The 24,705-nt window shown below is 44.3% G+C and carries 21 protein-coding genes; 11 read left to right on the forward strand and 10 right to left on the reverse strand.

All coding sequences use genetic code 11. The annotated features are described in order from the left end of the window. Position 1: 1 nt before the first annotated feature. A complete protein-coding gene (locus T538_RS0107975; protein WP_031536015.1) occupies positions 2–700 on the forward strand; it encodes a macro domain-containing protein in 699 nt (232 codons plus the stop codon). Positions 701–845: 145 nt separating this feature from the next. On the opposite strand, the gene T538_RS0107980 is transcribed toward T538_RS0107975, so the two are convergent. The 5 genes from T538_RS0107980 to T538_RS0108000 form a co-directional block, all read right to left on the reverse strand. Further along, a complete protein-coding gene (locus tag T538_RS0107980; RefSeq protein WP_031536013.1) occupies positions 846–3,038 on the reverse strand; it encodes a glutamine synthetase III family protein in 2,193 nt (730 codons plus the stop codon). A gap of 98 nt (positions 3,039–3,136) precedes the next feature. Continuing rightward, positions 3,137–4,366 carry an LL-diaminopimelate aminotransferase gene (locus T538_RS0107985; protein WP_031536011.1) on the reverse strand — a complete coding sequence of 410 codons (1,230 nt, stop codon included), beginning with the start codon at positions 4,364–4,366 and terminating at the stop codon, positions 3,137–3,139. A 41-nt stretch (positions 4,367–4,407) separates the two neighbouring features. Further along, positions 4,408–5,253, reverse strand: a complete 846-nt coding sequence (dapF, locus tag T538_RS0107990) for a diaminopimelate epimerase (RefSeq protein WP_031536009.1) — start codon at positions 5,251–5,253, stop codon at positions 4,408–4,410. Positions 5,254–5,530: 277 nt separating this feature from the next. Beyond that, positions 5,531–6,415 (reverse strand): carbon-nitrogen hydrolase, encoded by an 885-nt coding sequence (locus T538_RS0107995; RefSeq protein WP_031536007.1) that lies wholly within the window; start codon positions 6,413–6,415, stop codon positions 5,531–5,533. Between the two features lie 10 nt (positions 6,416–6,425). Continuing rightward, a complete protein-coding gene (locus T538_RS0108000) occupies positions 6,426–7,544 on the reverse strand; it encodes an agmatine deiminase family protein (protein WP_031536005.1) in 1,119 nt (372 codons plus the stop codon). A 151-nt stretch (positions 7,545–7,695) separates the two neighbouring features. Between T538_RS0108000 and T538_RS0108010 the strand changes: the two genes are divergently transcribed. Both T538_RS0108010 and T538_RS0108015 read left to right on the forward strand, forming a co-directional pair. Next, the gene (locus tag T538_RS0108010) at positions 7,696–8,475 is read left to right on the forward strand and encodes a Nif3-like dinuclear metal center hexameric protein (RefSeq protein ID WP_031536003.1); all 780 of its coding nucleotides are present in this window, start codon (positions 7,696–7,698) and stop codon (positions 8,473–8,475) included. A 1-nt stretch (position 8,476) separates the two neighbouring features. Then, positions 8,477–9,304 carry a zinc ribbon domain-containing protein gene (locus T538_RS0108015; RefSeq protein ID WP_031536001.1) on the forward strand — a complete coding sequence of 276 codons (828 nt, stop codon included), beginning with the start codon at positions 8,477–8,479 and terminating at the stop codon, positions 9,302–9,304. Between the two features lie 307 nt (positions 9,305–9,611). Here the strand turns inward: T538_RS0108015 and T538_RS0108020 are convergent, their stop codons facing one another. Next, the gene (locus T538_RS0108020) at positions 9,612–10,061 is read right to left on the reverse strand and encodes a type I restriction enzyme HsdR N-terminal domain-containing protein (RefSeq protein WP_031535999.1); all 450 of its coding nucleotides are present in this window, start codon (positions 10,059–10,061) and stop codon (positions 9,612–9,614) included. Positions 10,062–10,125: 64 nt separating this feature from the next. Here T538_RS0108020 and holA point away from each other — a divergent pair, with 64 nt between their 5' ends. From holA to T538_RS0108040, 4 genes are all read left to right on the forward strand, one after another. Continuing rightward, positions 10,126–11,160 carry a DNA polymerase III subunit delta gene (holA, locus tag T538_RS0108025; RefSeq protein ID WP_031535997.1) on the forward strand — a complete coding sequence of 345 codons (1,035 nt, stop codon included), beginning with the start codon at positions 10,126–10,128 and terminating at the stop codon, positions 11,158–11,160. A gap of 940 nt (positions 11,161–12,100) precedes the next feature. Continuing rightward, positions 12,101–12,808, forward strand: coding sequence for a helix-turn-helix domain-containing protein (locus tag T538_RS17685; protein ID WP_051655962.1), 708 nt, complete (start codon positions 12,101–12,103; stop codon positions 12,806–12,808). Between the two features lie 152 nt (positions 12,809–12,960). Next, positions 12,961–13,737: a dihydroorotate dehydrogenase electron transfer subunit gene (locus tag T538_RS0108035; RefSeq protein ID WP_031535993.1), complete on the forward strand. Its 777-nt coding sequence runs from the start codon at positions 12,961–12,963 to the stop codon at positions 13,735–13,737. Beyond that, positions 13,725–14,639, forward strand: coding sequence for a dihydroorotate dehydrogenase (locus T538_RS0108040; protein ID WP_031535991.1), 915 nt, complete (start codon positions 13,725–13,727; stop codon positions 14,637–14,639). Before T538_RS0108035 ends, T538_RS0108040 begins: the two co-directional genes overlap by 13 nt. Here the strand turns inward: T538_RS0108040 and T538_RS0108045 are convergent. Next, complete coding sequence (locus T538_RS0108045; RefSeq protein WP_051655969.1) at positions 14,623–15,489, reverse strand: patatin-like phospholipase family protein; 867 nt, start codon at positions 15,487–15,489, stop codon at positions 14,623–14,625. The two genes, T538_RS0108040 and T538_RS0108045, sit on opposite strands and share 17 nt — an antisense overlap. Positions 15,490–15,691: 202 nt before the next feature. On the opposite strand from T538_RS0108045, the gene T538_RS0108050 reads away from it, so the two are divergent. The 4 genes from T538_RS0108050 (at position 15,692) to T538_RS0108065 (ending at position 18,961) form a co-directional block, all read left to right on the forward strand. Beyond that, positions 15,692–17,059: a TrpB-like pyridoxal phosphate-dependent enzyme gene (locus T538_RS0108050; protein ID WP_031535987.1), complete on the forward strand. Its 1,368-nt coding sequence runs from the start codon at positions 15,692–15,694 to the stop codon at positions 17,057–17,059. A 119-nt stretch (positions 17,060–17,178) separates the two neighbouring features. After that, positions 17,179–17,697: a GNAT family N-acetyltransferase gene (locus tag T538_RS0108055; protein ID WP_031535985.1), complete on the forward strand. Its 519-nt coding sequence runs from the start codon at positions 17,179–17,181 to the stop codon at positions 17,695–17,697. Between the two features lie 200 nt (positions 17,698–17,897). Further along, positions 17,898–18,299, forward strand: coding sequence for a hypothetical protein (locus T538_RS0108060; protein ID WP_155993069.1), 402 nt, complete (start codon positions 17,898–17,900; stop codon positions 18,297–18,299). A gap of 212 nt (positions 18,300–18,511) precedes the next feature. After that, the gene (locus T538_RS0108065) at positions 18,512–18,961 is read left to right on the forward strand and encodes a tetratricopeptide repeat protein (RefSeq protein ID WP_155993071.1); all 450 of its coding nucleotides are present in this window, start codon (positions 18,512–18,514) and stop codon (positions 18,959–18,961) included. 50 nt (positions 18,962–19,011) lie between these two features. On the opposite strand, the gene T538_RS0108070 is transcribed toward T538_RS0108065, so the two are convergent. Genes T538_RS0108070 through T538_RS0108080 form a run of 3 tightly spaced genes read right to left on the reverse strand, consistent with a single transcriptional unit; the run spans position 19,012 to position 24,598 of the window. Next, the gene (locus T538_RS0108070; protein ID WP_031535980.1) at positions 19,012–20,367 is read right to left on the reverse strand and encodes a TolC family protein; all 1,356 of its coding nucleotides are present in this window, start codon (positions 20,365–20,367) and stop codon (positions 19,012–19,014) included. Then, positions 20,367–23,564 (reverse strand): efflux RND transporter permease subunit, encoded by a 3,198-nt coding sequence (locus T538_RS0108075; protein WP_031535977.1) that lies wholly within the window; start codon positions 23,562–23,564, stop codon positions 20,367–20,369. The genes T538_RS0108070 and T538_RS0108075 overlap by 1 nt, the downstream gene beginning before the upstream one ends. Then, a complete protein-coding gene (locus T538_RS0108080; protein WP_231497087.1) occupies positions 23,564–24,598 on the reverse strand; it encodes an efflux RND transporter periplasmic adaptor subunit in 1,035 nt (344 codons plus the stop codon). Before T538_RS0108080 ends, T538_RS0108075 begins: the two co-directional genes overlap by 1 nt. Positions 24,599–24,705 lie beyond the last annotated feature (107 nt).

Raw genomic sequence — 24,705 nt, forward strand, 5'->3', positions numbered from 1 at the left:
TATGGCTAATAACGTAACAATTATTAAAGGTAATATTTTTAATACAAAAGCACAGACAATAGTTAATACGGTTAACTGTGTAGGTGTAATGGGAAAAGGGATTGCATTAGTTTTCAAACTTAGATATCCTTCAATGTTTGAAGTTTATCAGAATTATTGCAAGCAAAAGTTAATTGCTATAGGAAAGTTATGGATATACAAAGGAGAATCATCTGATCCATGGGTCTTGAATTTTCCAACAAAAACACACTGGAAACTTCCTAGTGAGTACGAATATATTGAACAGGGGCTTCAAAAGTTTCTTGACACTTATAAAGAAAAAGGTATTACTTCTATTGCTTTTCCTCTTCTAGGGGCGAATAATGGTGGACTTGACAAAGATAAGGTGATGGACATTATGTTACGTTATCTTTCTAAATGTGATATTCCTGTTGAGATATTCATGTACGATCCTATGGCTCCAGATGATTTGTTTGAAACCTTTAAGGCAAAATGGAATGAGATACCAAATGCGGATAGAAAGAAACACCTTGGTATAAGACAACAGAAGCAAATAGACACTATTGACAAGGCTGTTAATATTGACAATGTTAAGTCTATGATTGCCCTTATCGAATACCAAGGAATTGGTCTTGTGACGATGCAGAAATGTTTTCGTCTCGTTATGAATTATCAAAAAGAACCAACTTTGGATTTGTAGTATATGTTACCATTTCAACAAGTATGCGGGGGTTGTGACTCTTGTTAGGATTAGTAGTTATAAAAAAGCAGCAAAGTCATAACCTTCGCAGGTGATGACTTTGCTAATTTAAAAACAACCAACAAAAGAAATAGATAACTCTATTTTATCTCATAAATAATAATTCTCTGTACTTTGGCAGAGTCCACATATCATCCTCGACAATTAGTTCGAGTTTGTCGATGTGGTATCTGATATCCTCGAGCAGTGGAGCTACGTTGTCGTGATATGCGATAGCTTTTTCGCGCTCGCTCTCAATCTTGTTTGCAGCCTTGCGGGCGTCAACAAGCTTCTCTACGTGCTCTGAGATGTATGCAGAGTGCTCTGAAATCTTCTCGATGATGTTCAGGTTGTTCTCGGCAAGTTTTGAAGCCTTCTCCTTAGGGAAGATTTCGAGCAACTTGTGAACATTGTCGATGAGTGAGCTCTGGTACTTTGTTGCAACAGGCAGGATGTGGTTGAGGGCAAGATCGCCGAAGATACGAGCCTCAATCTGAATCTTCTTTGTATAAGTCTCCCACTTGATTTCGTTGCGAGCCTCAAGTTCCTTCTTTGTCATTACATTCATTGACTCGAACATCTTGATTGATGCCTCGTCGAGGTAACGGTCGAAGATTACTGGGCAGCTCTTTTCTGTGTCGAGACCGCGCTTTGCAGCCTCCTCAACCCACTCGTCAGAGTAGCCGTTGCCGTCGAAGCGGATAGGCTTGCAAGTCTTGATATCCTCGCGAAGAACAGAAAGGATTGCTGTTACCTTTGGAGTGCCCTTCTCGATAAGAGCGTCTACGCGCTTCTTGAAGTCTGAAAGAGCCTCTGCAACCGCTGTGTTAAGTGCAATCATTGCAGATGCGCAGTTTGCCTCAGAACCTACGGCGCGGAACTCGAAACGGTTTCCGGTGAAGGCGAATGGCGAAGTACGGTTACGGTCTGTGTTATCAATCAAAAGCTCTGGGATAGAAGGAATATCGAGCTTCATGCCGTGCTTGCCCTTTACGATAACATCCTCGTCGTCATTAGAGTTCTCGATGTGGTTGAGAACCTCTGTAAGCTGCTTGCCAAGGAATGAAGAAACTATTGCAGGAGGTGCCTCGTTTGCGCCCAGACGATGAGCATTTGTCGCGCTCATGATAGAAGCCTTCAGAAGTCCGTTGTGCTTGTAAACACCCATCAATGTCTCAACGATGAATGTAACAAAGCGAAGGTTGCTGATAGGGTCTTTGCCCGGTGCATGAAGAACGATGCCTGTATCTGTTGAAAGCGACCAGTTGTTGTGCTTTCCTGAACCGTTTACGCCTGCAAATGGCTTCTCGTGAAGCAGACAACGGAATCCGTGCTTGCGCGCAATCTTACGCATCAAGCCCATAATAAGCATGTTGTGGTCAACGGCAAGGTTTGTTTCCTCGAAGATAGGTGCAAGCTCAAACTGGTTAGGAGCAACCTCGTTGTGGCGAGTCTTGCAAGGGATACCAAGTTCGAGAGCCTTGATTTCGAGTTCCTTCATGAATGCAGCCACACGACTTGGGATAGCACCGAAGTAGTGGTCGTCCATCTGCTGGTTCTTTGCAGAATCGTGTCCCATAAGTGTACGGCCAGTAAGCAACAAGTCAGGACGTACTGCGTAAAGACCTTCATCTACGAGGAAGTATTCCTGCTCCCAGCCAAGGTTGCTCTGAACCTTCTTTACTTCAGGGTTGAAGAATTTAACAACGTCAAGGGCTGCCTGAGAGATGGCGCGGAGCGACTTCTTCAGAGGAGCCTTGTAGTCGAGAGCCTCGCCTGTGTATGAGATGAATACGGTAGGAATCATCAGAGTGTCATCAACGATGAATACCGGTGATGCTGGATCCCAAGCCGAATATCCGCGAGCCTCGAAAGTTGAACGTATGCCACCGTTAGGGAAAGATGAAGCATCCGGTTCCTGCTGTACGAGGAGTTTTCCTTCGAATTCCTCTACCATGCCGCCCTTCCAGTCGTGCTCTACAAAGCCGTCGTGCTTCTCGGCTGTTCCTTCTGTCAGAGGCTGGAACCAGTGAGTGTAGTGTGTAACACCCATTTCCATGGCCCATTTCTTCATTCCCGCAGCCACAGCATCGGCAATGGAACGGTCGAGTGGAGCGCCATTATCGATTACATCGCACATTTTTGCGTACACGTTGGCAGGAAGATACTTGAACATCTTCTGCTTGTTGAACACGTACTTTGCAAAGTACTCTGAAGGTCTCTCTTTTGGAGCTTCAACGTCGAGTGCTTTCTTTTTGAAAGCCTCCTCAACAACCTTGAATCTTAGTTTTGATGACATAAGTCAATTTTTTATTGATTGTTAAATTTATATTTCGTTCCCTGAGAGAGCAACCAAGTCTGCTCAGGGATGTTTTTTTCTCTTTGTTTCTGAGACGGTTAGCCGAGCCATTTTTTCAGCCTTGCCATTGCCTCTTCGCAGTCTTCGCGGTTTCCGAAAGCCGTGAGTCGCAGATATCCTTCGCCGCTCGGACCGAATCCCACTCCCGGAGTGCTCACCACGTTTGCCTGATACAGCATCGATTCGAAGAACTTCCAGCTTGGCATGTTGTTCGGCGTTTCGAGCCAGATGTACGGTGCGTCTGTTCCGCCGTACACGTTCAGTCCTATCGAACTGAGCGACTCGCGCATTATCTTGGCGTTGGTCATGTAGTAGTCGATGGTTTCCTTTACCTGCTTCTTGCCTTCGGCAGAGTAAGTGGCTTCGGCTCCGCGCTGTGTAATGTATGATGTTCCGTTGAACTTGGTACACTGACGGCGGTTCCAAAGTTGGTTGAGAGGAATTCGCTTGCCGTCGATTGTCGTTGCCGTAAGTTCGTTAGGCACAACGGTATATCCGCATCGTACGCCAGTGAATCCGGCTGTCTTTGAGTATGAATGGAACTCTATCGCAACCTTTTTCGCTCCTCTGATTTCGTATATTGAATGTGGAATTTCAGGATTCTGAATGTATGCCTCGTATGCGGCATCGTACATTATTATCGTATCGTTTTTCAGAGCGTAGTCGACCCATTTTTTCAGTTCGGCTTTGGTGATGACCGTTCCTGTTGGGTTGTTAGGATAACACAGATATATTATGTCCACTCTCTTGTCGGGAATCTGTGGCACGAAGTTGTTTTCCTTGGTGCATGGCATGTAAACGATGTTTGTCCATTTTCCGTCGATGAGGTCGCCCGCTCTTCCGCACATAGCGTTGCTGTCGATGTAGACAGGGTAGATTGGGTCGGTTACTCCTATGCTGTTGTCAAGACCGAGGATGTCGCCTATGTTGCCTGTATCGCTTTTTGCTCCGTCGTTGATGAAAATCTCGTTTGGTTCGAGATGAATGCCGCGAGGAGCGAAGTCGTTCTTGATGATAGCCTCTTGCAGAAAGTCGTATCCGTGCTCAGGACCGTATCCGCGGAATGTCTTTTTGTCGGCAAGTTCGTCTGTTGCCTTGTGCATTGCCTCGATTACAGCCGGTGCAAGCGGCAGTGTTACGTCGCCAATTCCAAGTCGGATTATGTTTGCTTTTGGATGTGCTATTTTAAATCCGTTTACCTTTTTGGCGATATCAGAGAACAAGTAGTTCTGTGGTAACTTCAAGAAATTTTCGTTAACTAATGCCATATACCTATTTTCTTTTATGTGTTGTCTTGTTTGCGTTGTTTTTATGCCTTCAGTTCAATTTCTCCTTCGAAAACTGTGGTCGTCGGTCCGGTCATGAAAACGTGATTCGATTCCTCGTCCCATTCGTAGAGCAACGTTCCGCCGTCCATTACAACGTGCGATGTTCGTCCTGCCTTTTTGTTAAGAACGGCAGCCACGGCTGTGGCGCATCCACCTGTTCCGCAGGCGAAGGTTATTCCGCTTCCGCGCTCCCAAACTCTCATTCGCAGCGAGCCGTCGGGCATTACCTGTACAAACTCAATGTTGCATCGCTGTGGAAATAACGGGTTGAATTCGAGGTTTTTGCCTTCCGAAGCAACATCTACAGAATCGATGTCGTCGACGAATGTAACGAAGTGGGGATTGCCCATGCTTACAAACGTTCCTGTGTATTCCTTTGTGTCGGTTTTTACGGTTCCGGCAATCATCTTTCCGGTTTGTGTTGCCAACTGATTCTTGTCTTCGAGAATCGGCTCGCCCATATCCACTCTTCCGCTCACAACCTTGTTGTCAGAGTCGGTATTAACTTGTATTTTTTTGATTCCCGACAAAGTCTCGACCGATATTTCTTTCTTGTCTGTCAGCCCCTTGTCGTAAACGAACTTAGCAACGCATCTCACGCCGTTTCCGCACATCATGGCCTCCGAGCCGTCGTTGTTGTAAATGTGCATACTGAAATCGGCAATCTCACTGTCACCAATCAGAATAAGGCCGTCTGAACCTATACCGAAATGAGGCTTGCTCCATTCGATAGCCGTTTGCGACGGATTGCTTATCTGGTTCTCGGGAGTGTATACATAAATGTAATCGTTTCCCGCTCCATGCATCTTGGTGAACTTTATCATCATATAACTCTGTTTCGTTATCAAAAAATTACTTTTTACGATGCAAAAGTAGCAATTTAATTCAATTTCTTGATTTGTTCTGTCTTTTTAATTGTAGATTTTCTTGTTCTGCTTTTAATTTGTAACTATTCTGCTTAGATTGATGCTATTTTGTAACGAAATCGCATTACTTTTTATACAAAATGTAATTTGATACTCAATCTTTAGCTGTAATTTTGTAAGATAATCTTGTTTAAGACTATCATTTTGAGTTTTATTTCAAGAATAAAATATCTTTTTGTTAGTCTATAAACCTTTTTGTAAGAGGTGTGAACTCCTCGATGCGCCTGTCGCGGAGGAATGGCCACCATCTTCTTACGTTTTCGCTGCGTTCAAGATCGATTTCTGTCAGAATGTCTTCTTCCTTGTTTGACGATGCCTGAACGATGAATTCGCCTTGCGGACCGGCAACGAAACTGCTTCCCCAGAATTGGATTCCGTTTGTCTGTCCCGATGGGTCAGGTTCGTGACCAACGCGGTTTACGGTTATCACTGGCAGGCCGTTGGCTACGGCATGGCCGCGCTGAACGGTTATCCATGCCTCGCGCTGACGGGCTTTCTCGTCGTCGGTGTCACTGCTCTCCCAACCAATGGCGGTTGGGTAAATCAGAATCTCCGCACCCTGAAGAGCCATCAGTCTTGCTCCCTCTGGATACCACTGGTCCCAACATACCTGCACTCCGAGTTTTCCTACAGATGTCTGGATAGGGTGGAAGCCCAAGTCGCCTGGGGTGAAGTAGAATTTCTCGTAGTATGCTGGGTCGTCGGGAATGTGCATCTTGCGGTATTTTCCGGCGATGCTACCGTCCTTCTCGAAAACAACGGCTGTGTTATGATACAATCCTGCGGCGCGTTTCTCGAAAAGCGATGTAACCAGCACCACGCCGTTCTCCTTGGCAACCTTGCTATAAAACTCGGTATCCTTGCCTGGGATTGGCGATGCCAGATTGAATAAATCGACATTTTCAGTCTGACAGAAGTACAGGCTGTTGTGAAGTTCTTGCAAAACAACGAGTTGTGCGCCCTGCTGTGCAAGTTTTGCTATGCGTTGTGCAAGTCGGTTGCAATTGTCTTCGACGTTTGCAGAATTGGCTTGCTGTATTATTCCTACTTTTAACTTGTTCATTTTCTTTCGTCTATTGTATCAGAACTCCCTTCGGAAATTGCATTGTGCAACAATGAAGTGAGCCGTGTTGTTTTATAAGAGGTGTGCAGTCTATGCCCACAATTTCATATTCTGGAAATGCTTGCTGAAGCACTTCCTTTGCCTTTTCGTCATTATCTGGCTGATTATATGTAGGGTAGAGCACCGCCTTGTTTATAATCAGAAAGTTGGCGTATGTTGCAGGCAGTCTTTCGCCGTCGAACACAATTTCGTCTGCCATCGGCAGCGCGAGCAGTCGGTACGGATTGCCGTCGGATGTCTTGAACTGTTTTAACTGTTCTTCCATCTTGTTGAGTTCTTCGAAATGTTCATCGTCTTTGTCGGTGCATCTGACATAGACGATTGTATCGTTAGGGCAGAGACGTGCGAGTGTATCTATGTGACTGTCAGTATCATCGCCGCTAAGATATCCGTGGTCGAGCCACAGCACGCGCTCAACGCAGAAGTCGTGCTTCAGTTGGCTTTCAATCTGCTCTTTCGAGAGCGTACTGTTTCTGTTTTCAGACAGAAGACATTCGCTCGTTGTAAGCAGAGTGCCACATCCGTCGCTTTCGATAGAGCCGCCTTCGAGCACAAAATCCTGATTGTTGCAGTATTTTCCCCAGAAAAATCCGTTATTATATAAGGTCTTGTTAATCTGATTGTCGAGGTTTGCGGCAAATTTCATTCCCCATCCGTTGAAGGTGTAGTCCATCAAAAGAGGTGATTCGTCGGAAATTACAGTTATAAAACCGTGGTCTCTTGCCCATGTGTCGTTTATAGGCATTTCGGCAAAAGTGATGTTTGCAAAAACGTGCGAAGGAAAAGTTGCGCTAAGCTCCGAGCGTACACTCTCGACGTCGGCTGCCACGATGAGCAGATGCTCGCGCGAGGCTATGTTGAAAGCCATCTTTTTGTAGCAATCCACCACCTCGTCCAATATATAGTTCCAGTCGGTATCTTTGTTAGGCCACGTTAACTGAACGCCGCTCTGCGGAAACCACTCGGCTGGCAGAAAACGTTTGGGCTTAACGGTGTCTTCAACAATGTTAAACTTCAAAGTGCTTATTTTTGCAAAGTCATCTTCCTTTTTGCTATATGTAAGAGCCATATTTTGTTGTTTTGAGCACAAAGATAATGCTATTTTTTAAATGGTGCGAAAAAAATTTGTTGTTTCAAAATAAAATGGTTACTTTTGCGCCAAATTTAAGTGGAGGCAATATCTTTATTGCTTTCGCGCGCTACAAATAAGGAGCGAATAAATGATAATTAAGGAAATTGTGAATGCCCTTGAGAATTTCGCGCCTCTGCCATTGCAGGAAGACTATGATAATGCCGGCCTGCAAATCGGATTAACAGAGACGGAAGAAGTTACAGGGGTATTGTTGTGTTTGGACGTGACCGAGCCTGTGATTCGGGAGGCGGTTGAGAAAAACTGCAACCTAATAATCTCGCACCATCCGCTGATTTTCAGAGGTGTGAAGCACATAACCGGCACAACGTATGTTGAACGCTGCATAGCTATGGCAATACGTAACGGAATCTCTATTTATTCGGCACATACAAATCTTGATTCGGCAAAGAACGGGGTTATGTACAAAATGGCCGAAAAAATCGGACTTGCCGATTGCGAGATTATCAACCCACGCTTTGCCGAAGGTTCTGGCGACGGACTGATTGGAAATCTTCCGACTCCGCTTTCGGCTGAAGATTTTGTGAGATTTCTGAAACGTACGTTCAACGTAAAGGCTCTGGCGCACAACGCTTTCGGCGGAACGATAAGAAAGGTTGCCCTCTGCGGAGGAGCCGGCGCGTTCTTAATTGGCGATGCGTTGAGAAGTGGGGCAGATGCCTTTGTTACGGGCGAGATAAAGTATCACGATTATTTCGGCTACGACGACAAAATGATGCTCTGCGCACTCGGACACTACGAGAGCGAGCAGTTTACGACAGAAATATTTACATCAATTATAAAGGAAGTGGATACAAACGTACCTGTCTTTGTGACAAATGTAAACACTAATCCTATAATTTATTTATAAAATGGCTAGAGAAAAGAAAGAGGCAGAAATGTCGGTAGAGGCAAGATTGAAAGCCTTGTATCAGTTGCAGACACTGTTGTCTGAGATTGACAAAATTAAAACTTTGCGTGGTGAACTTCCTCTTGAGGTTCAGGATCTTGAGGATGAAATCGAGGGTCTGAAGACTCGTATCGAAAAGGCTCAGAGCGACATCGAGGCATTGGACAATGCCATTAAGGAAAAAGAGCATGCCATAGGCGAGAACGAGGCAATGATTGCCCGTTACAAGTCGCAGCTCGACAATGTTCGCAACAACCGTGAGTACGATACTCTTAACAAGGAGATTGAGTTTACGGGTCTTGAAATTGAACTTTGCGAGAAGAAAATCAGAGAGGCAGGCCAGAGCATCGCTCAGAAGCAGGACGAAATCAGCCGAAGCAGCGCGCTTCTTGTTGAGCGCGAGAAGGATCTCGACGTAAAGCGTACCGAACTTGAGGAAATCGTTGCCGAGACTAAGGCTGAGGAGGAGTCTCTCCGTGAGAAGGCTAAGAACCTCGAGGCTTCATTCGACGACTCTCGTCTGCTCACTGCTTTCAAGCGTATCCGCAAGAACAGCCGCAACGGTCTTGGTATTGTTTATGTTGAGCGTGATGCGTGCGGTGGTTGCTTCAACAAGATTCCGCCACAGCGTCAGTTGGATATCCGTATGCGCAAGAAAATTATCGTTTGCGAGTATTGCGGTAGAATCATGATCGACCCAGAACTTGCTGGTGTTAAACTTGATACTGCATCGGCATCAGAGGAGAAGCCAAAGAAGAGAAGCATCCGTCGTCGTAAGACTGAGGAGTAATTCTATCTCATTTCAAGAAATATTCAAGCCCCGCGACTTTTTAGTTGTGGGACCTTTTTGTGAAGTAGTAAAAAAACTTCTGTGAAAATTTTGCTGGCTGAAAATTATGGTGTATTTTGGGGACATGGGAGATATGACCATTGAAACCAGCCCGCGAAGCTGGGTCCCCTTAGTCTTGATTTAGACTATTGGAGAATAGCCGGTGATTTTTTTCACTGGCTATTCGGCTTTTTAAGAAAATCGCGCTTTTTTCGAGTGTAAAAGCCGAAAAATGCGCAATTTTGTCTGAAGGTAAACTTCCGTAAAGTCATAATTCTTCGTAAAATGGAATATCTTTTACAAAGGTAAATTGTTGTGTTTCAGGATGTAAATAGCAACAATAATGTTGTAAACCGTTGCTTACAATCAGCCATTTTACTTTTAAAACAAAGTTGTACGAACATATCTGCTGAAAAACTTGCTGAGTAATCGGCACGGTTGCCGCCTTGTACTCGATAATCATCCTTGGCTGCATTTTTATATCGTACAAGACCGAATCGCATCGGCGCGTCATGCCGTTAAGCGTTATCGCCATCTCGTTTGCCATTAGTGCGGCAGGGTAGCCTTTGTGCTCAATCAGATAATGAACGAAATGCTGTCTTACCCATTCTTCCGGAGTCAGCGCCACATATTTTTTTCTTATGACATCGAAAATCGCAGGCTTGCCGTTCTGCTTTATCACTTTGTATTTAAAAGGTGGAAGATTGAGTTGCTTCATAAGAATTTTTTGTGTATGTTTGCATTTCTAATTTTTCGTGGCAAAAATACGCATAAATTACAAAATGGCAAAGGATATAACATATCAAGAAATAATAAAGGATGTTAAAGACGGCAACTTTGCGCCAATCTATTTTCTGATGGGTGAAGAGCCTTACTATATCGACCGCATCTCTGACTATATAATGGATGTGGCGCAGAAGCCAGAGGACAGGGAATTTAATCTCACCATCGTCTATGGCACGCAGGAAACTCAGATTGGCGATGTTATAAACGCCTGCAAACGCTATCCGATGATGGCAGAACGGCAGGTGGTCGTGCTTCGCGAAGCCCAGAATGTTAAGGATATCGAAGCTCTCGAATTTTATCTGCAAAAGCCAATGCCAAGCACCGTTCTTATAGTGTGCATGAAGGGTAAGACTTTGGACAGAAGAAAGAAACTGGCTCCGATAATTGCAAAGGTTGGCGTGCTGTACGAATCAAGGAAACTCTACGACAATCAACTTCCCGATTTTGTGAAGGGATGCTGTCAGCGTCGCAAGGTTCAGATTGATGCGCAGGCTCTGAATCTGATGTGCGAATATGTTGGAAATGACCTAAACCGCATGGACGGCGAGATTGAAAAACTTGCATTGACAATGCCGTCTGGCAGAAATATTATTCGTCCCGAAGATGTAGAAAAGAACATTGGCATAAGTAAGGAATTTAACGTCTTTGAACTGCGTGATGCTCTCATTAATAAAGATGTATTGAAGGCTAACAGAATTGTAAACTATTTCGAGGCTAATCCGAAATCCAATCCGTTGGTTCTTACAATCGGAGCACTGTATTCGTACTTCTCAAATTTGATGGTTGCCTATTATGCGCCGCAAAAAACTGAAGCCGGAATTGCACAATTTTTAGACATTAAGGGTGCACCCGGTCAGATACGATATAGGGTAGAACCATACCTGAAAGGGATGAGGGTTTTCAACGGTGTTAAGTGTATGAATATAATTGGTGGCTTGAGGGCAACGGATGCAAAATCGAAAGGCGTAGGGAATGGTGGTGCTTCAGATTCCGACCTTCTGCGCGAACTTGTTTATTATATTCTGCATTAGTTTTTGGTGTCGTTATCTTAGTGTAAAATTTCGTAATCTCTATTTCGGGGAAAAATCCGAACAAGAATCTCTGCCTGTATTTTGATGAATATTGGCAGAGATTTTTCTTTTGTTCGTTCTGAAGAGTTGAACAAATGTAAAATCTGTATTTCTGTGCTCCGAAAATGTGATTTTCGGGATGTTTTATGGTGGGGAAGTCGTAAATTCTGCTTAAAAATGATTCTGTTTTAGTCTATTTTGAGGATTTGGATAGGTGGTTAAAAATGTGCTTAAAATACTATTCTGTAACGGATTTCTGTAAATTCAACATGCATGAGATTTTAAAATTTGAAGTCGGAATGAACGGTTGTTCGGATTTTTCAAAATTTAAATAATCTGATGAGTTTTAATTATTTGAATTTATGTTTGTAAAGTTATAATAGTATTATATTACATTTGTTAAATGTTTATGTGGTTAACAAATGTAAATAATAAAGAATTGAATCGCACTTTTTGTAATATTACAAATGTAAAATATATTAAGCTTTTATATTAATTTACATTAATAAACATAAGTAAATTTATATTTATGCATATTTTTTCGACGCTTGTAATTCGCTGAATTATATTGAAATAACCTGTTTTATTAGTCTGTTTTAAGTGCTAAATACTTGTAAATTATTCATTTTGGTTTATATTGCTTGTAAAATTGGGATAAAATGACTTTTTATACATCTGTAACATCTTAATTATGTGTGTTATACATATTATTTAAGGTCTTATACATCAATGTAATTTACAAAACTATAGCTTATTATTTTACATCTGCAAATATATAAAGTAAAAACAAAACAATACATTTGTAAACAATGTGAATTTGGTATAAATTTATACATGTAAAATTTTGTTAAGTTGTAAATTATGCTTACTTTTGTAAAGTTTTTCAAAAATACAGTAAAAAATGAAGGATCGCATAAACCACATAATGCAAGTAAAGGGTTTGAGCCCTAAAAGTTTTGCCGAGGCAATTGGAATTTCTCAGGCAAGTTTGTCTCATATACTTTCTGGGCGTAACAACGCTACCCTACCAATAGTCCAGAAAATATTGAAGCGTTTTCCTGACGTAACATTCGATTGGCTGGTTGAGGGCACAGGAGAATATGCTGCCGCATCTGGAAATCTGCTTAACGCAGATACATATAATAATGGTGTAAATTCGTCGACCCCTGACGGGGATAATACACCTTATTGTATAAATCCGGTAAACGACAGCGTACATAATGGTGTCTCGCAATCACTTTTCGAGGCTGCGCCAGAGGCGCAGATATCAGACAGTACTTACCAACAGTCTGGTTCGTCATCGCTTATTAACGATACGAAGTCTGCACAGCAGACCAATGCTTATTCACCTCAGCTTAGCGATGTGTTCGCTGGTGGTCAGAAGCCGATGGCAGGCGTTTATCAGCAGGAATCAAAAAAACAAAAAATATACAATAACTATTCGGTTGATTCGCAGCATAACCAGCAAGGGGAACCGACGAAGAAAAACGGAACTGAGCCGTTGAATGTACAGAACATCAATCCTAAGCAGTTCCTCAGACAGATTACTGAAATTCGCGTATTTTTCGACGACGGTACTTACCAGATTCTGTATCCGGGAAATCATTGATATTTGTCGCTTCAAAAAAAGACGGAACACGAAAATGAAAAATATCTGTGCACTTGTTTGGCTATATTTGTAAAGCAAAAACAAGTGCGCTTTTTTTGTACTACGCGCTAATTGTAATATCTTTGCAACCAGCAAAATTAAACAAACTTTTTATGGTAAAGAAACATATTCTCGATCTGAAGGTTTCTGCTAATATTAAGATGAACGACAAGTTTATTTTACTAAAGTTGACTTCAGGTGATAAGTTGCCGGAGATGCTGCCGGGGCAGTTTGTCGAGGTACGGATTGATGGTAACAGCGATGTATTTTTGCGTCGTCCAATCTCTATAAATTTTGTCGACGAGGAGACAAACGAACTATGGCTTCTCATTCAGTTGGTCGGCAAGGGAACACGAACACTTGCAAAATTGAGCGAAGGCGATACGGTAAACATTGTTCTTCCGCTTGGAAACGGATTTTCGCCAGTTGTCGAGGGCGAGCAAGTTTTGCTTATCGGCGGCGGTGCCGGAACTGCACCTCTTTTATTATATGGCAAGAGACTTGTTGAAGGCGGTGCTGTTCCAACCTTCCTGCTTGGAGCACGTTCGGCTGCCGATGTTCTCGAACTCGACGAATTCAAGAAATACGGCAACGTATACGTCACTACTGAGGATGGCTCGCTTGGCGAGAAGGGCTTTGTTACGAATCATTCAATTCTGGCAAGCCAGAAATTCACTCGTATATCGACCTGCGGACCAAAGCCAATGATGGTTTCGGTGGCAAAATATGCCAAGGCTAACGGAGTGCAGTGCGAGGCATCGCTCGAGAATATGATGGCGTGCGGATTGGGCGCGTGCCTGTGTTGTGTTGAGAATACTACTGAAGGACATCTGTGCGTATGTAAAGACGGTCCTGTTTTTAATATCGAAAAACTACTATGGCAGATTTAAGTGTTAAGTTGGGCGGTCTGGAACTGAAGAATCCGGTGATGACCGCGTCAGGAACATTCGGCTACGGATTGGAATTTGCCGATTTTGTTAATCTCGACGAAATCGGCGGCATTATAATGAAAGGTACAACAATCGAGCATCGCGAGGGAAATCCTTATCCGCGAATGGCTGAGATTCCGATGGGAATGATTAATGCCGTTGGAATGCAGAACAAAGGCGTTCATTATTTTGCCGAGAATATTTATCCGAAGGTAAAGGATATTGATACAAACATGATTGTAAACCTCGGTGGAACAACTCTTGAGAGTTATGTTGAGTGTGCCAAGGTTGTGAACGGATTAGATAAAATTCCGGCTATCGAACTGAATATCAGTTGCCCGAACCAACGCAGCACTGGCGGCGGAGGCATGGCGTGGGGCGTAGACCCTGTGAGCGCGGCCGAGGTTGTAGAAGCTGTAAGAAAGGTGTACGACAAGACGCTGATTGTTAAGCTCACGCCAAATGTAACCGACATCGTTAGTATTGCAAAAGCCGTAGAAAGTGCCGGAGCAGATGCCGTTTCGCTTATAAATACGGTGCTCGGAATGGCTATTGATATTGAAAAGCAGAAGCCTGTAATCTCTACAAAAACCGGCGGAATGAGCGGTCCGGCAGTCAAGCCGCTGGCTCTCAGAATGGTATGGCAGGTTGCTCACGCCGTTAACATCCCTGTTGTTGGTCTGGGCGGAATTATGAAGGCTGAAGATGCCATAGAATTCCTTCTTGCCGGCGCAACGGCGGTAGAGATTGGTACGGCAAACTTCATCGACCCAGCCATAACGGTTAAGGTGGCAAAGGGAATAAACGAATATCTCGACCGCAAGGGCTACAAGTCGGTAAACGAGATTATTGGACTTGTTTAAGCCTCTCGAGCATTTGCTCGTAGCCAATTCGGGCTATCTCTTCGGCATGGTCGAAGTTATAGCTTCCGAATTTGTTTTTCAGGTCGATATTGACGTAAATATCTGGTTTGTTGAGTTGTAGCGACAGATTTACGTTTGTACGCATCAAGATTGAAATGCTATCGTTTATCTGCGACACGTTGTTGCCGAGCGATTTGAAGTTCTCGAGCGTGTTTTCAACAAAACCGCTTAACTTGTTCTTCGATTTTGTCTTTTTCTTCGGAACGACCTCTTCGTTGAAAATCGTCTCGTGATGATAGTTGTCCAGATTCACGGCTACAAGAATATCGCCTTCATTTCGGGCTACTCTGTTAAGGGGTAGCCCGTTTGTTATTCCGCCGTCTATGAGTTTCATGCCTTTGTAAGTAACTGGATGAAAGAACATTGGCACGGATATGCTCGCTCTGATGGCATCGTAAAGTTTGCCCGTTCTGAAAACATATTCGGAGCCGGTGTTTAGGTCTGTTGCCGATGCGCAGAACGGAATGTCAAGTTCTTCAATATTTCTGTCTGGAACAATATCTTTCATAGCCTCGATAACGCTTTCACCTTTTAATATGCCACTTCTGCCAATCTTGAAGTCGGCGAGCGAGAAAACTTGCTTTTTGTTAAGTTCGAACATCCATTTCTTCACTTCTTCCAGTCCGCCGGCAGCATAGATACCTCCGATTAGTGCTCCCATAGATGTCCCGGCTATCGAGGTGATTGTGTAACCTTCGTCAAGGAGAGCCTCGATTGCCCCGATGTGTGCGTATCCCTTTGCTCCTCCGCTTGCAAGAACCAAGGCTACATTCTTTTCGTTATTGTCCATGTTCATTTTCTGTTATTGTTCTGTTTATTGTAATGAGACACAAAAATAAATATTTTCTGTTAAAAATGCAAATGATTTAATATTTTAAAACATAAATACGCTTTTTATTGATAAAATGTTATTGGTTTTGAAAAAAAAGATTTTACTTTGCATTCCGATACTGAATTTTTTTGATTAACCTGATAAAAAAGATAAAAACTCAATGAGCAAACAACAAAAGAGATATTTTCTGACAGAAGAAGAGATTCCGACTCAGTGGTATAACATTCAGGCCGATATGGTTAACAAGCCTATGCCGCCGTTGAATCCGCAGACAAAAGAGGCTCTGAAGCCTGAAGATTTGTACCCAATCTTTGCAAAGGAGCTGTGTCATCAGGAACTTGATCAGACCAATGCTTGGATTGACATTCCTGAGCAGGTTCGCGATATGTACAAATACTATCGTTCAACTCCGCTTGTCCGTGCCTACGGATTGGAGAAGGCTCTTGGCACACCGGCGCACATCTATTTCAAGAACGAGAGTGTCAGCCCGGTTGGTTCACACAAATTGAATTCGGCTCTTGCGCAGGCTTACTACTGCAAGCAGCAGGGCATAACCAACGTAACAACCGAGACTGGTGCTGGACAGTGGGGTGCAGCCCTCTCTTACGCAGCTAAGGTGTTCGGGTTGGAAGCCGCTGTGTATCAAGTAAAAATCAGTTACAACCAGAAGCCATATCGCCGTCTGATTATGCAGACTTACGGTGCTCAGGTAACACCTTCGCCATCAATGTCAACAAAGGCTGGTCGTAAAATTCTGACTGAAGACCCTAACAATCAGGGCTCGCTCGGAACTGCCATTTCCGAGGCTATAGAGTTGGCTCTAAGCACTCCAAACTGCCGTTATACTCTTGGCTCTGTGTTGAGTCATGTAGCTCTGCATCAGACAATTATCGGCCTTGAGGCTGAGAAGCAGATGGAGAAGGCTGGCGAGTATCCTGATGTTGTTATCGGATGCTTTGGCGGTGGTAGTAACTTCGGTGGAATTTCGTTCCCATTCATGCGTCATAATATTCTCGAAGGCAAGAAGACTCGCTTTGTGGCTGCCGAGCCTGCAAGTTGTCCGAAATTGACTCGCGGCGTGTTCCAGTACGATTTTGGCGATGTTGCCGGATATACTCCGCTGCTACCAATGTTCACTCTCGGACACAACTTTATGCCTGCAAACATTCATGCCGGCGGATTGCGCTATCACGGTGCGGGCGTTATTGTGAGCCAGTTGCTGAAGGACGGTCTTATGGAAGCAGTCGATGTTAAGCAGTCTGAGACTTTCAAGGCTGGTTTGCTGTTCTCTCAGGCCGAGGGAATCATTCCAGCTCCAGAAAGTTGCCATGCCATCGCGGCAACCATCAAGGAGGCAAACAAGTGCAAGGAGACAGGCGAGGAGAAGGTTATCCTCTTCAACCTCTCTGGCCACGGACTTATCGATATGACTGCATACGACCAGTATTTGTCTGGTTCTCTGCAAGATTTCGAAATTACCGACGAAGACGTTTCAAAGAACATCGCAGAGTTGGAAAAAGTAATTTGATAACAGATAAAAGTTATAAACTGAAAGGTTGCCCGTTGCGGCAGCCTTTTTTTATTGTCAGACTATCGGATTTCTGAATTATTATTGTACATTTGCCGCAGAAAAATGAATAGTAAAAAATGGAGATTAGAAAAGTAACGGTAGACGATGCCAAGGAACTGCTTGACATTTACGCTCCTTATGTGGAGCAGACAGCAATAACGTTCGAGTATGACGTTCCGTCGGTTGGTGAATTTGTAGAGCGAATAAAGAAAATCAGCAGCAAATATCCTTACATTGCCGCGGTAGAGGACGGAAAAATTGTTGGTTACGCATACGCCAGTGCCTTTAAGGAGCGCGCCGCCTATCAGTGGGCAGTCGAGACCTCGATTTATGTTGATATGCAGAAGAGGCAGAACGGAGTTGGGCGTCTGCTTTACGAAGCCCTCGAACAGCGTTTAAGAGAGCAGGGAATCTTGAATTCCAATGCATGTATCTCGTATGCCGAGGTGGAAGATGACCATCTTACAAATGGCAGCGTCCACTTTCATGAAAAACTTGGTTATGAATTAGTTGCACACTTTCATAAATGCGGAAAGAAGTTTGGCAAGTGGTACGACATGGTGTGGATGGAGAAGATGCTTGGCGAGCATAAATAACACATTTCAATAATAAAAAAGGCATGTTGTTTTTCATCGGCATGCCTTTTTATTTTGCCAGATATTCTTTTTGATGTAGTAATGTTGCAGAATCGGAAAATATTTATAATTTTGTTTCGTCATAGATGCTATACTTATCTTTTTTAGTACAAAAAGATACAAAAAAATGGCATATTTTTATTCACCGTAAAACTGATATAATGAAAAAATTAGGATTATCTATCTTGTTGTTACTTTTTGTAACTCCTTTGTTTGCGCAAGACAAACATTACAAGGATTTTGTGCAGTTGCTAAACAGTTCGGATACTGCGACTATCGCCTCTTACATAAAAAAGTGGGAGAATGAAAAGGGAAAAACAGCCGATGTTTATGCCGCATGGTTCAACTACTATATTTTGAAGAAAAGAAGTGAGCCGATTCTTTTCACGTCTTCTCAGCCTAAGGGCGAGTCGCTTGCCGTTGTAGATTCAACAGGCAATGCTGTTGCATATTTTGGAGATTTAGGAATGCACAGTGTGAATCTGAATCTTGCCATAAAAACAATAAACCCAAATCGGTCGTTAGAAGTACATAAATCCGTGGTTAAGTTTGTAAAGCCTTGAAAGTAAGCTACTTGTAAGTTCGTTTTTCTAATGGTGGTCATTAGAAAATTCAATTTGTAAAGTGTTTGTTATCAAACGGTTATGAAAGTAACCACGAAAATAGCCATCCTAATAACCGATTTGGGATAAACGAGGGTATTCTGAAGTATCCTGATAGAGCTGATTTGGCTTTTGGTAAGACTCATGTTTTGTTTTCGTGCGGTGAGTACGATATGGCTCTGAAAGAACTTCACAGGGTTCTTGACCGTTCCGTAGAAAACAACAACAGGTGGAAATGGTCGGGCGACGAGGCTATTCAAGATGGAATGACAATGTTAACGGATTCATATCAGCGATATTTTGCAGAATTGTATGATGACAAGTTGGATTCGTTGGCAATGGCTCTCGTGGACGATTTTCTTGCGCATTATCCCGAAAGTGTGTATTTTCTAAATAACAAAGGTGCTCTTTTGGCAATGAGTGGAAACGAAAAAGAGGCACTTGGCTTTTTTGAGAAAATTCATGTAATAGACCCTTCGGATGAAATTGTAATAAGCAACATCGCATTCATCAACATGAAATTTGGAAATAAAAAGGAAGCAAAAAAGTACTACGAAAAATTACTAGGAAGCAAAAATGAAGAATTAAAATCTGTCGCTGAAGAAGCGTTGAAAGATTTATAAGAAAGAAAACGAGGAAGCCTTAAAAACTTCCTCGTTTTTCTTTTTGAATGTTAATTGTTTGTCAGAGTGCCTTGTGCTTTCTGATATGCTATGTAGTTGAGGTAGAGTTGGAAATAACTCTCAACCTTTGTCTCGTAGGCTTTTTGCCATAGAGTCTGTGCTTCGAGATAGTTCGAAAGAGTTTCCATTCCAACGTCGTACGACTTTTTGCTCATTCGCATGTTTTCGGCAGCCTGTTCGAGCGATTTGTCTGCCAAATCGGCTTCGAGTTTAGCCTCGTCGAGTTTGTTGGCGCATTGGGCAAGCTCCAGAGTCATCTTCTCGCTGAGGTCGTTCTGCTCAATCTGCGCCTGCTCGTATTCGAGTTTGGCAGCCTTCAGTTTATTTATTCGCTCGCCAAAGTGGAAAATCGGAATCGTTACGTTTACAAGTCCGCCCAACGCCTTGTTGTCGAGAATCGTTTTGTTGCTGAATTCTCCGCCGTAGAAATAGTTTGCCGTTCCTATCACCGATACTTTTGGCAGAAGTTCGCTACGCACGAGTTTTACGTTCTGCTGTGCCACTTCTACCTTTTTGCTGAGCATCTGATATTCTGGGCGCGCAGAGATGTCTTGCGTGTTGCTTGGTTGGTAGTTGACTGTTGGATATTCGCTAACTACCTTTATTTCAGATGTCAGAGGCTTGCCGATGTAGTGGCAAAGGTTCATTGTTGCCAGACGGATTCCGTTTTGAGCCTTGCGCATCTGCAACTCACTCTCGTTTAGTTTCACTTTTACTTTAAGCAAGTCGTTCTGCGTAGCCATTCCGTGTTTTACCGCGCTCTGAACGTTGCGCTGAAGTTCGAGCAGAAGTTCGTTGTACTGCTTGGCAACTTTTTCGAGTTCCGAAGCCTTTACGAGTTTTGCATAGGCATCGTCGGTTTGTACAATCACCTCGCTTTCTGTAAGGCTGTGGCTTGCGAGCAGAGCCTCTTTCTTTAGTTGGTACATTTTGTATCCAGCCGTGATTTTTCCGCCCATGTAGATTGGCTGCTTTATTATCACGCCTGCCTGATAAAGCTGATGCAGATTGTATGTTAGGTCGGGCGCAGGAATGGTCATCGGCAGTCCAGACATAGTGAGGAATGTGTTGAGCATCTGCGTCATGTCGCCAATTTTTATGCGGTCGGAAAGATCGCCTTTCATTGTCGAGAAATGGGCGTTTCCCATCACCGAAATGTCGGGCAGAAAGTTGCCCTTCATGCTCTTAATCTGCAAGTCGGCTATGCCTATCTTCTTGTCCGAAGCGTTTATCTGCTTGTTGTTTTGCAGAGCCATCTCCCTGCACTGCTTTATGTTAAGCGTTTCTTGGGCCGATAGTTGTGCCGAAGCAAGCAGTGCAAGTGCTAATATATTTATGTATCTCATTATTTATCTTTTTTTTTGATGTTGAAGAAAATGGCATAGAGTACTGGCATGAACAGAAGTGTGATGCATGTACCCACGAACAGACCTCCCATGATAGCGGCAGCCATCGAGCCGAACATGGCATCGGACAGCAGCGGAATCATTCCGAGGATTGTGGTGAGCGATGCCATAAGCACAGGGCGGAATCGGCTCATCGCACTGTTTATCAGAGCGTCTATCGGAGCAGAACCGTTGTTCAGTTCGAGCGTAATCTCGTCGATAAGCACGATGCCGTTCTTTATAATCATGCCAATGAGTCCGAGCGTTCCGACAATGGCAACAAAGTCGAATGCCTTGCCTGTAACGAGCATTGCTGACACAACGCCAATCAGCACGAATGGTATTGAGCAGAAGATAATCGTTGGCTTGCGATAGTCCTTGAACAGCATGATAAGTATTGCAATCATCAGAATTATCGCCATCGGGAAGTTCTTGAACAGATACTTCATACTCTTGTCGCTCGCTTCCTTCTCGCCCTGCCATCTAAGGCTGTAGCCTTTTGGCAGTTCGATTCGTGCCAGTTTCTTTTCTATAACCTGACGAGCCTTTTCCGTTTCAATGCCAGCGGCAGGCGAGCACTGCATTCTAAGGCATCGCTGTCCGTTCCATCTTGGCACAACTGGCGTTTCCCACTTAACGTCAACGCTCTTTGCTATCTGGTCGAGTGGTGTTGAGCTCATTACAGACTCGATGATGTCTTGTTTCTCGAGTTTTCCGGTCTTTATCTGCAAAAGCAGATTCTTGTCGAGAAGTCCGGTGAGCGACGGCATTGTTGAGAACACCTGAACGTTGTTCAGATTTTCGATGGCATTGCCGTTCGAATCGAGCGTCTTGACGTAGATAGAGTTCTTGTGAATGCCTTCGTAGAACGAGCCGATTGGCAATCCGCCGGCGGCAGAAAGCAACGACATGCTCACATCGTTTCGGCTCAGGTTGAGGGCGCGAGCCGCGCTCTGGTCGTACTCAACAGTGATGTTCGGAACTTTCGGAGACCAGTCTGATGTGATAAGGCAGACTTCCGGACTTTCTTCCATAATCTTGCGGCAACTGTCGGCAAGTTGTGTCAATACGCCGGGATCAGGACCTACAAACTGAGCCTCGATAGGATATTTCTTGAACATCAGGTTGTATCTCTTCAGTTTGACATAAGCGTCGGGATAATGTGCGTTGAGGTACTGCTGAATGCTGTCCATGTTCTCGATGAGCGCTTTGGCACTCTTGAAGTCGATAATCAGTTCGCCGTACGAAACCGATGGGGTGGCGATGCTTCGCACAAGGTTGTATCGTCCCGGAGTTCCGCCGATTGAGGCTGTGATGTGCGTAATCTCATCGCGCGTCTTCAGGTAATCCTGAATGCTCTGGAGGTCTTTCTCTATTCGGGTGTAGTTTGTGCCCTCCGGCAGCTTGTACTCCATGTAAAGCTGGTCGTAAGTCATATCAGGGAAGAACTTCTGCTTCATCTGCGTGTAGCCGAAGATTGAGAGCAGCAGCAGTCCGACCATCGCAACGGTGAACACAAGTCTGTGCGACAGACCGAACATCAGAATCTTGCGCAGATAGTCGTATCCCTTTCCTGTGTAGGCATCGAAATCTGATTTTTCGTTCTGTTCGTCGTCGACGTTTTCATTGTCGTCAACAAAATCCTTGTCTGTTGTGTCGGTATCTTTTTCTTTCTTCTTCCACTTTATGTATCGGCTTGCCATCAGCGGAACGTGTGTGAGGGCAAGCAGCCAACTAAGCGAGAGCGACACGGCAAGCACTATGAATAGGTCGCGCGTGTAAACACCGGCTGTATCTGGCGACATAAATATTGGCAGAAAGGCGATGATGGCAATCATTGTTGCGCCCAGCAGAGGCATCGCAGTCTGCTTTCCTATGTCGGTAAGAGCCTCGAACTTGGATTTGTCGGGATTCTTACGATCTATAAGGATTCCGTCGATAATTACGATGGCATTATCGACCAACATTCCCATTGCAAGGATGAATGCGCCGAGCGAAACTCGCTGCATTGTTCCGCCAGCGGCAGAAAGGAACAGGAACGAGCCGCAGACAGTAATCAGCAGGCTTATTCCGATGATTATTCCGCTCTTGATGCCCATAGCAAACATCAGGATAAGGATTACGATGGCGATAGATTCGATAAGGTTGATGAGGAATGTGCCGAGGGCATCGTTCACTCTGTCTGGCTGGAAGAACACTTTGTGAATGTTTATTCCGGCAGGCAGGCGAGTCTCTTGTAACTCGTTTATTTTCTTCTCTACCTCAGCTCCCACCTTTACGATGTCGGCTCCGCTTGTCGGTGCAATCATAAGTCCGAGTGAGCGGTTGCCGTCGTAGAACATCTCGTTTCTTGTTGGCTCGGCATATCCCGTGGTAATCTGGGCAATGTCCTTCAGTCTGAGCTGGTCGTTCTCATGACCTTGGATAATCATGTTGCCAATATCGTCTATGCTCTTAAAGCGGTCGCTCACGGTAACGCGGATGCGGTTGTCGCCGTTGTCGAAATATCCGCTGTAAGTCGTCTTGTTCTGACCGTTAAGAGTCATCAGAACTTCAATCTGCTTAACGCCGAGGTTAGCCATTCTGTCTTGCAGAAGCGAGATGTATATGCAGTCCGAACGCTTTCCGTAGATGTCAACGCGGTCAACGCCGTCCATATTCATCACGTCTCTCTTCACAAGTTCGGCATAGTCGGCAAGTTCGCGGTCGGAAAGTCCGTCGCCGGTAAGGGCGTAGAACATTCCGAACACGTTTCCGAAGTCGTCGCGTACCTGAGTGGTAACGCCGTCAGGAAGTTTTGAGGTGGCATCGCTAACCTTTCGGCGCAGAGCGTCCCAGCACTGTTCAACGTCCTTGTCGGCAACCGTTGTGTTCAGTTCTACTGTGATGATTGCCATGTCGTTGTAAGAGTAGCTCTCCACGCTCGATACGTTCGGCATGGTTCGTATACTCTTCTCCAAGATGTCGGTGGCTTCGAGTTCCACCTGATGTGCATCGGCTCCCGGATATACGGCTACCACGAGAGCCTGCTTAACCTTCACTTCCGGGTCTTCCAACTTGCTCATCTGCCATGCAGCCAAGAGGCCTCCGCAGATAAGTATGGCTATCAGGAAGTAAACCAGATTCTTGTTCTTAAAAGCCCAACTACTGAAATCCATTATAGCAGCCCTCCTACGTTAGTTTGTGAATTAGCCTTTACCGGCTCAACTGTCTCTCCGTTGCTTATGTGGTGAACGCCGAACTTAACAATCTGTTCGCCAAGCTGGAGTGCGTTGCTTGTAACAATGCACTTTCCGTTGCTCAGAAGCTGCTTAATCTCAACTTCTTTCTGCTCAACCTTCTTTGTGTCGTTGTTGAATGCAAAGACGTAGCTCTTTCCGTTCTCCTCTTTCAGTGCAGAGTTAGGAACGGTAAGTTTCGTTGCTCCGTTCTCGCTGCTGAAGATGCTTACCGTTGTGTTCATGCCCGGCGATGGCATTGGATTGCCGTTGCCCACAATCTGAAGGCGCATGGTGTATAACTGGTTTGTGTTGGCTTTCTGACTGATGTTTATTAGCTTAAGGTGGTACACAACTCCCGGATATGAGTCGAATGTGCACTGATATCCGCTGAAAGTATTTCGCTTAGTGTAGGCGCGTGCCGGAATGTTAATCTCTACCTCCGGAACGCCGTTGCTCATCATTGTTACGACAGGCATTCCTGCGGCAACAATCTCGTGGCTGTCGAAGTAAACCTTCTGTATGCTTCCGCTGAATGGAGCATAAAGATATGTATAGCCAAGTTGGTCTTTGTGGTGCTTGTACTTGGCTGTAATCTGCTTCAGACCGTAAACAGCCTTGTCGTTGTTGTTGGCTGTCGTTCCATTTTCCTTGTACAGTTCCATAACTCGCTCGCATTCAGCCTTTACCTGACTGTACTCAGCCTCTGTAGCGTCGAGCTGAATCTGATAGTCGGTAGGGTCAATTCTGGCAATAAGTTGTCCCTGTCTAACTTGCTGACCTTCGGTGACGTAGTTTTTCAAAATATTGCCTGCCACTTTGAACGACAGGTTTATCTCTTCCGATGCCTTTACTTTTCCCGGGTATTGCATGCTGTTCTGACTGTCGGCATTAGTTACAACATCCAGTTGAACTATTTTTGCAACCTTCTCGTTGCTTTCTTTTTTTCCGCATGCTGTGAGTACTAATCCCATAGCAAGAAACTTAAATAGAAAAGATACTTTCATATTATTTTGTGAGTTTATAAGATTATCCAGTAAAATAATTAAAATTCTCTGCGAAGATAAACATAATATTTAAC

Source organism: Bacteroides sp. Ga6A2, from assembly GCF_000702225.1.
Lineage (GTDB): Bacteria > Bacteroidota > Bacteroidia > Bacteroidales > Bacteroidaceae > Ga6A1.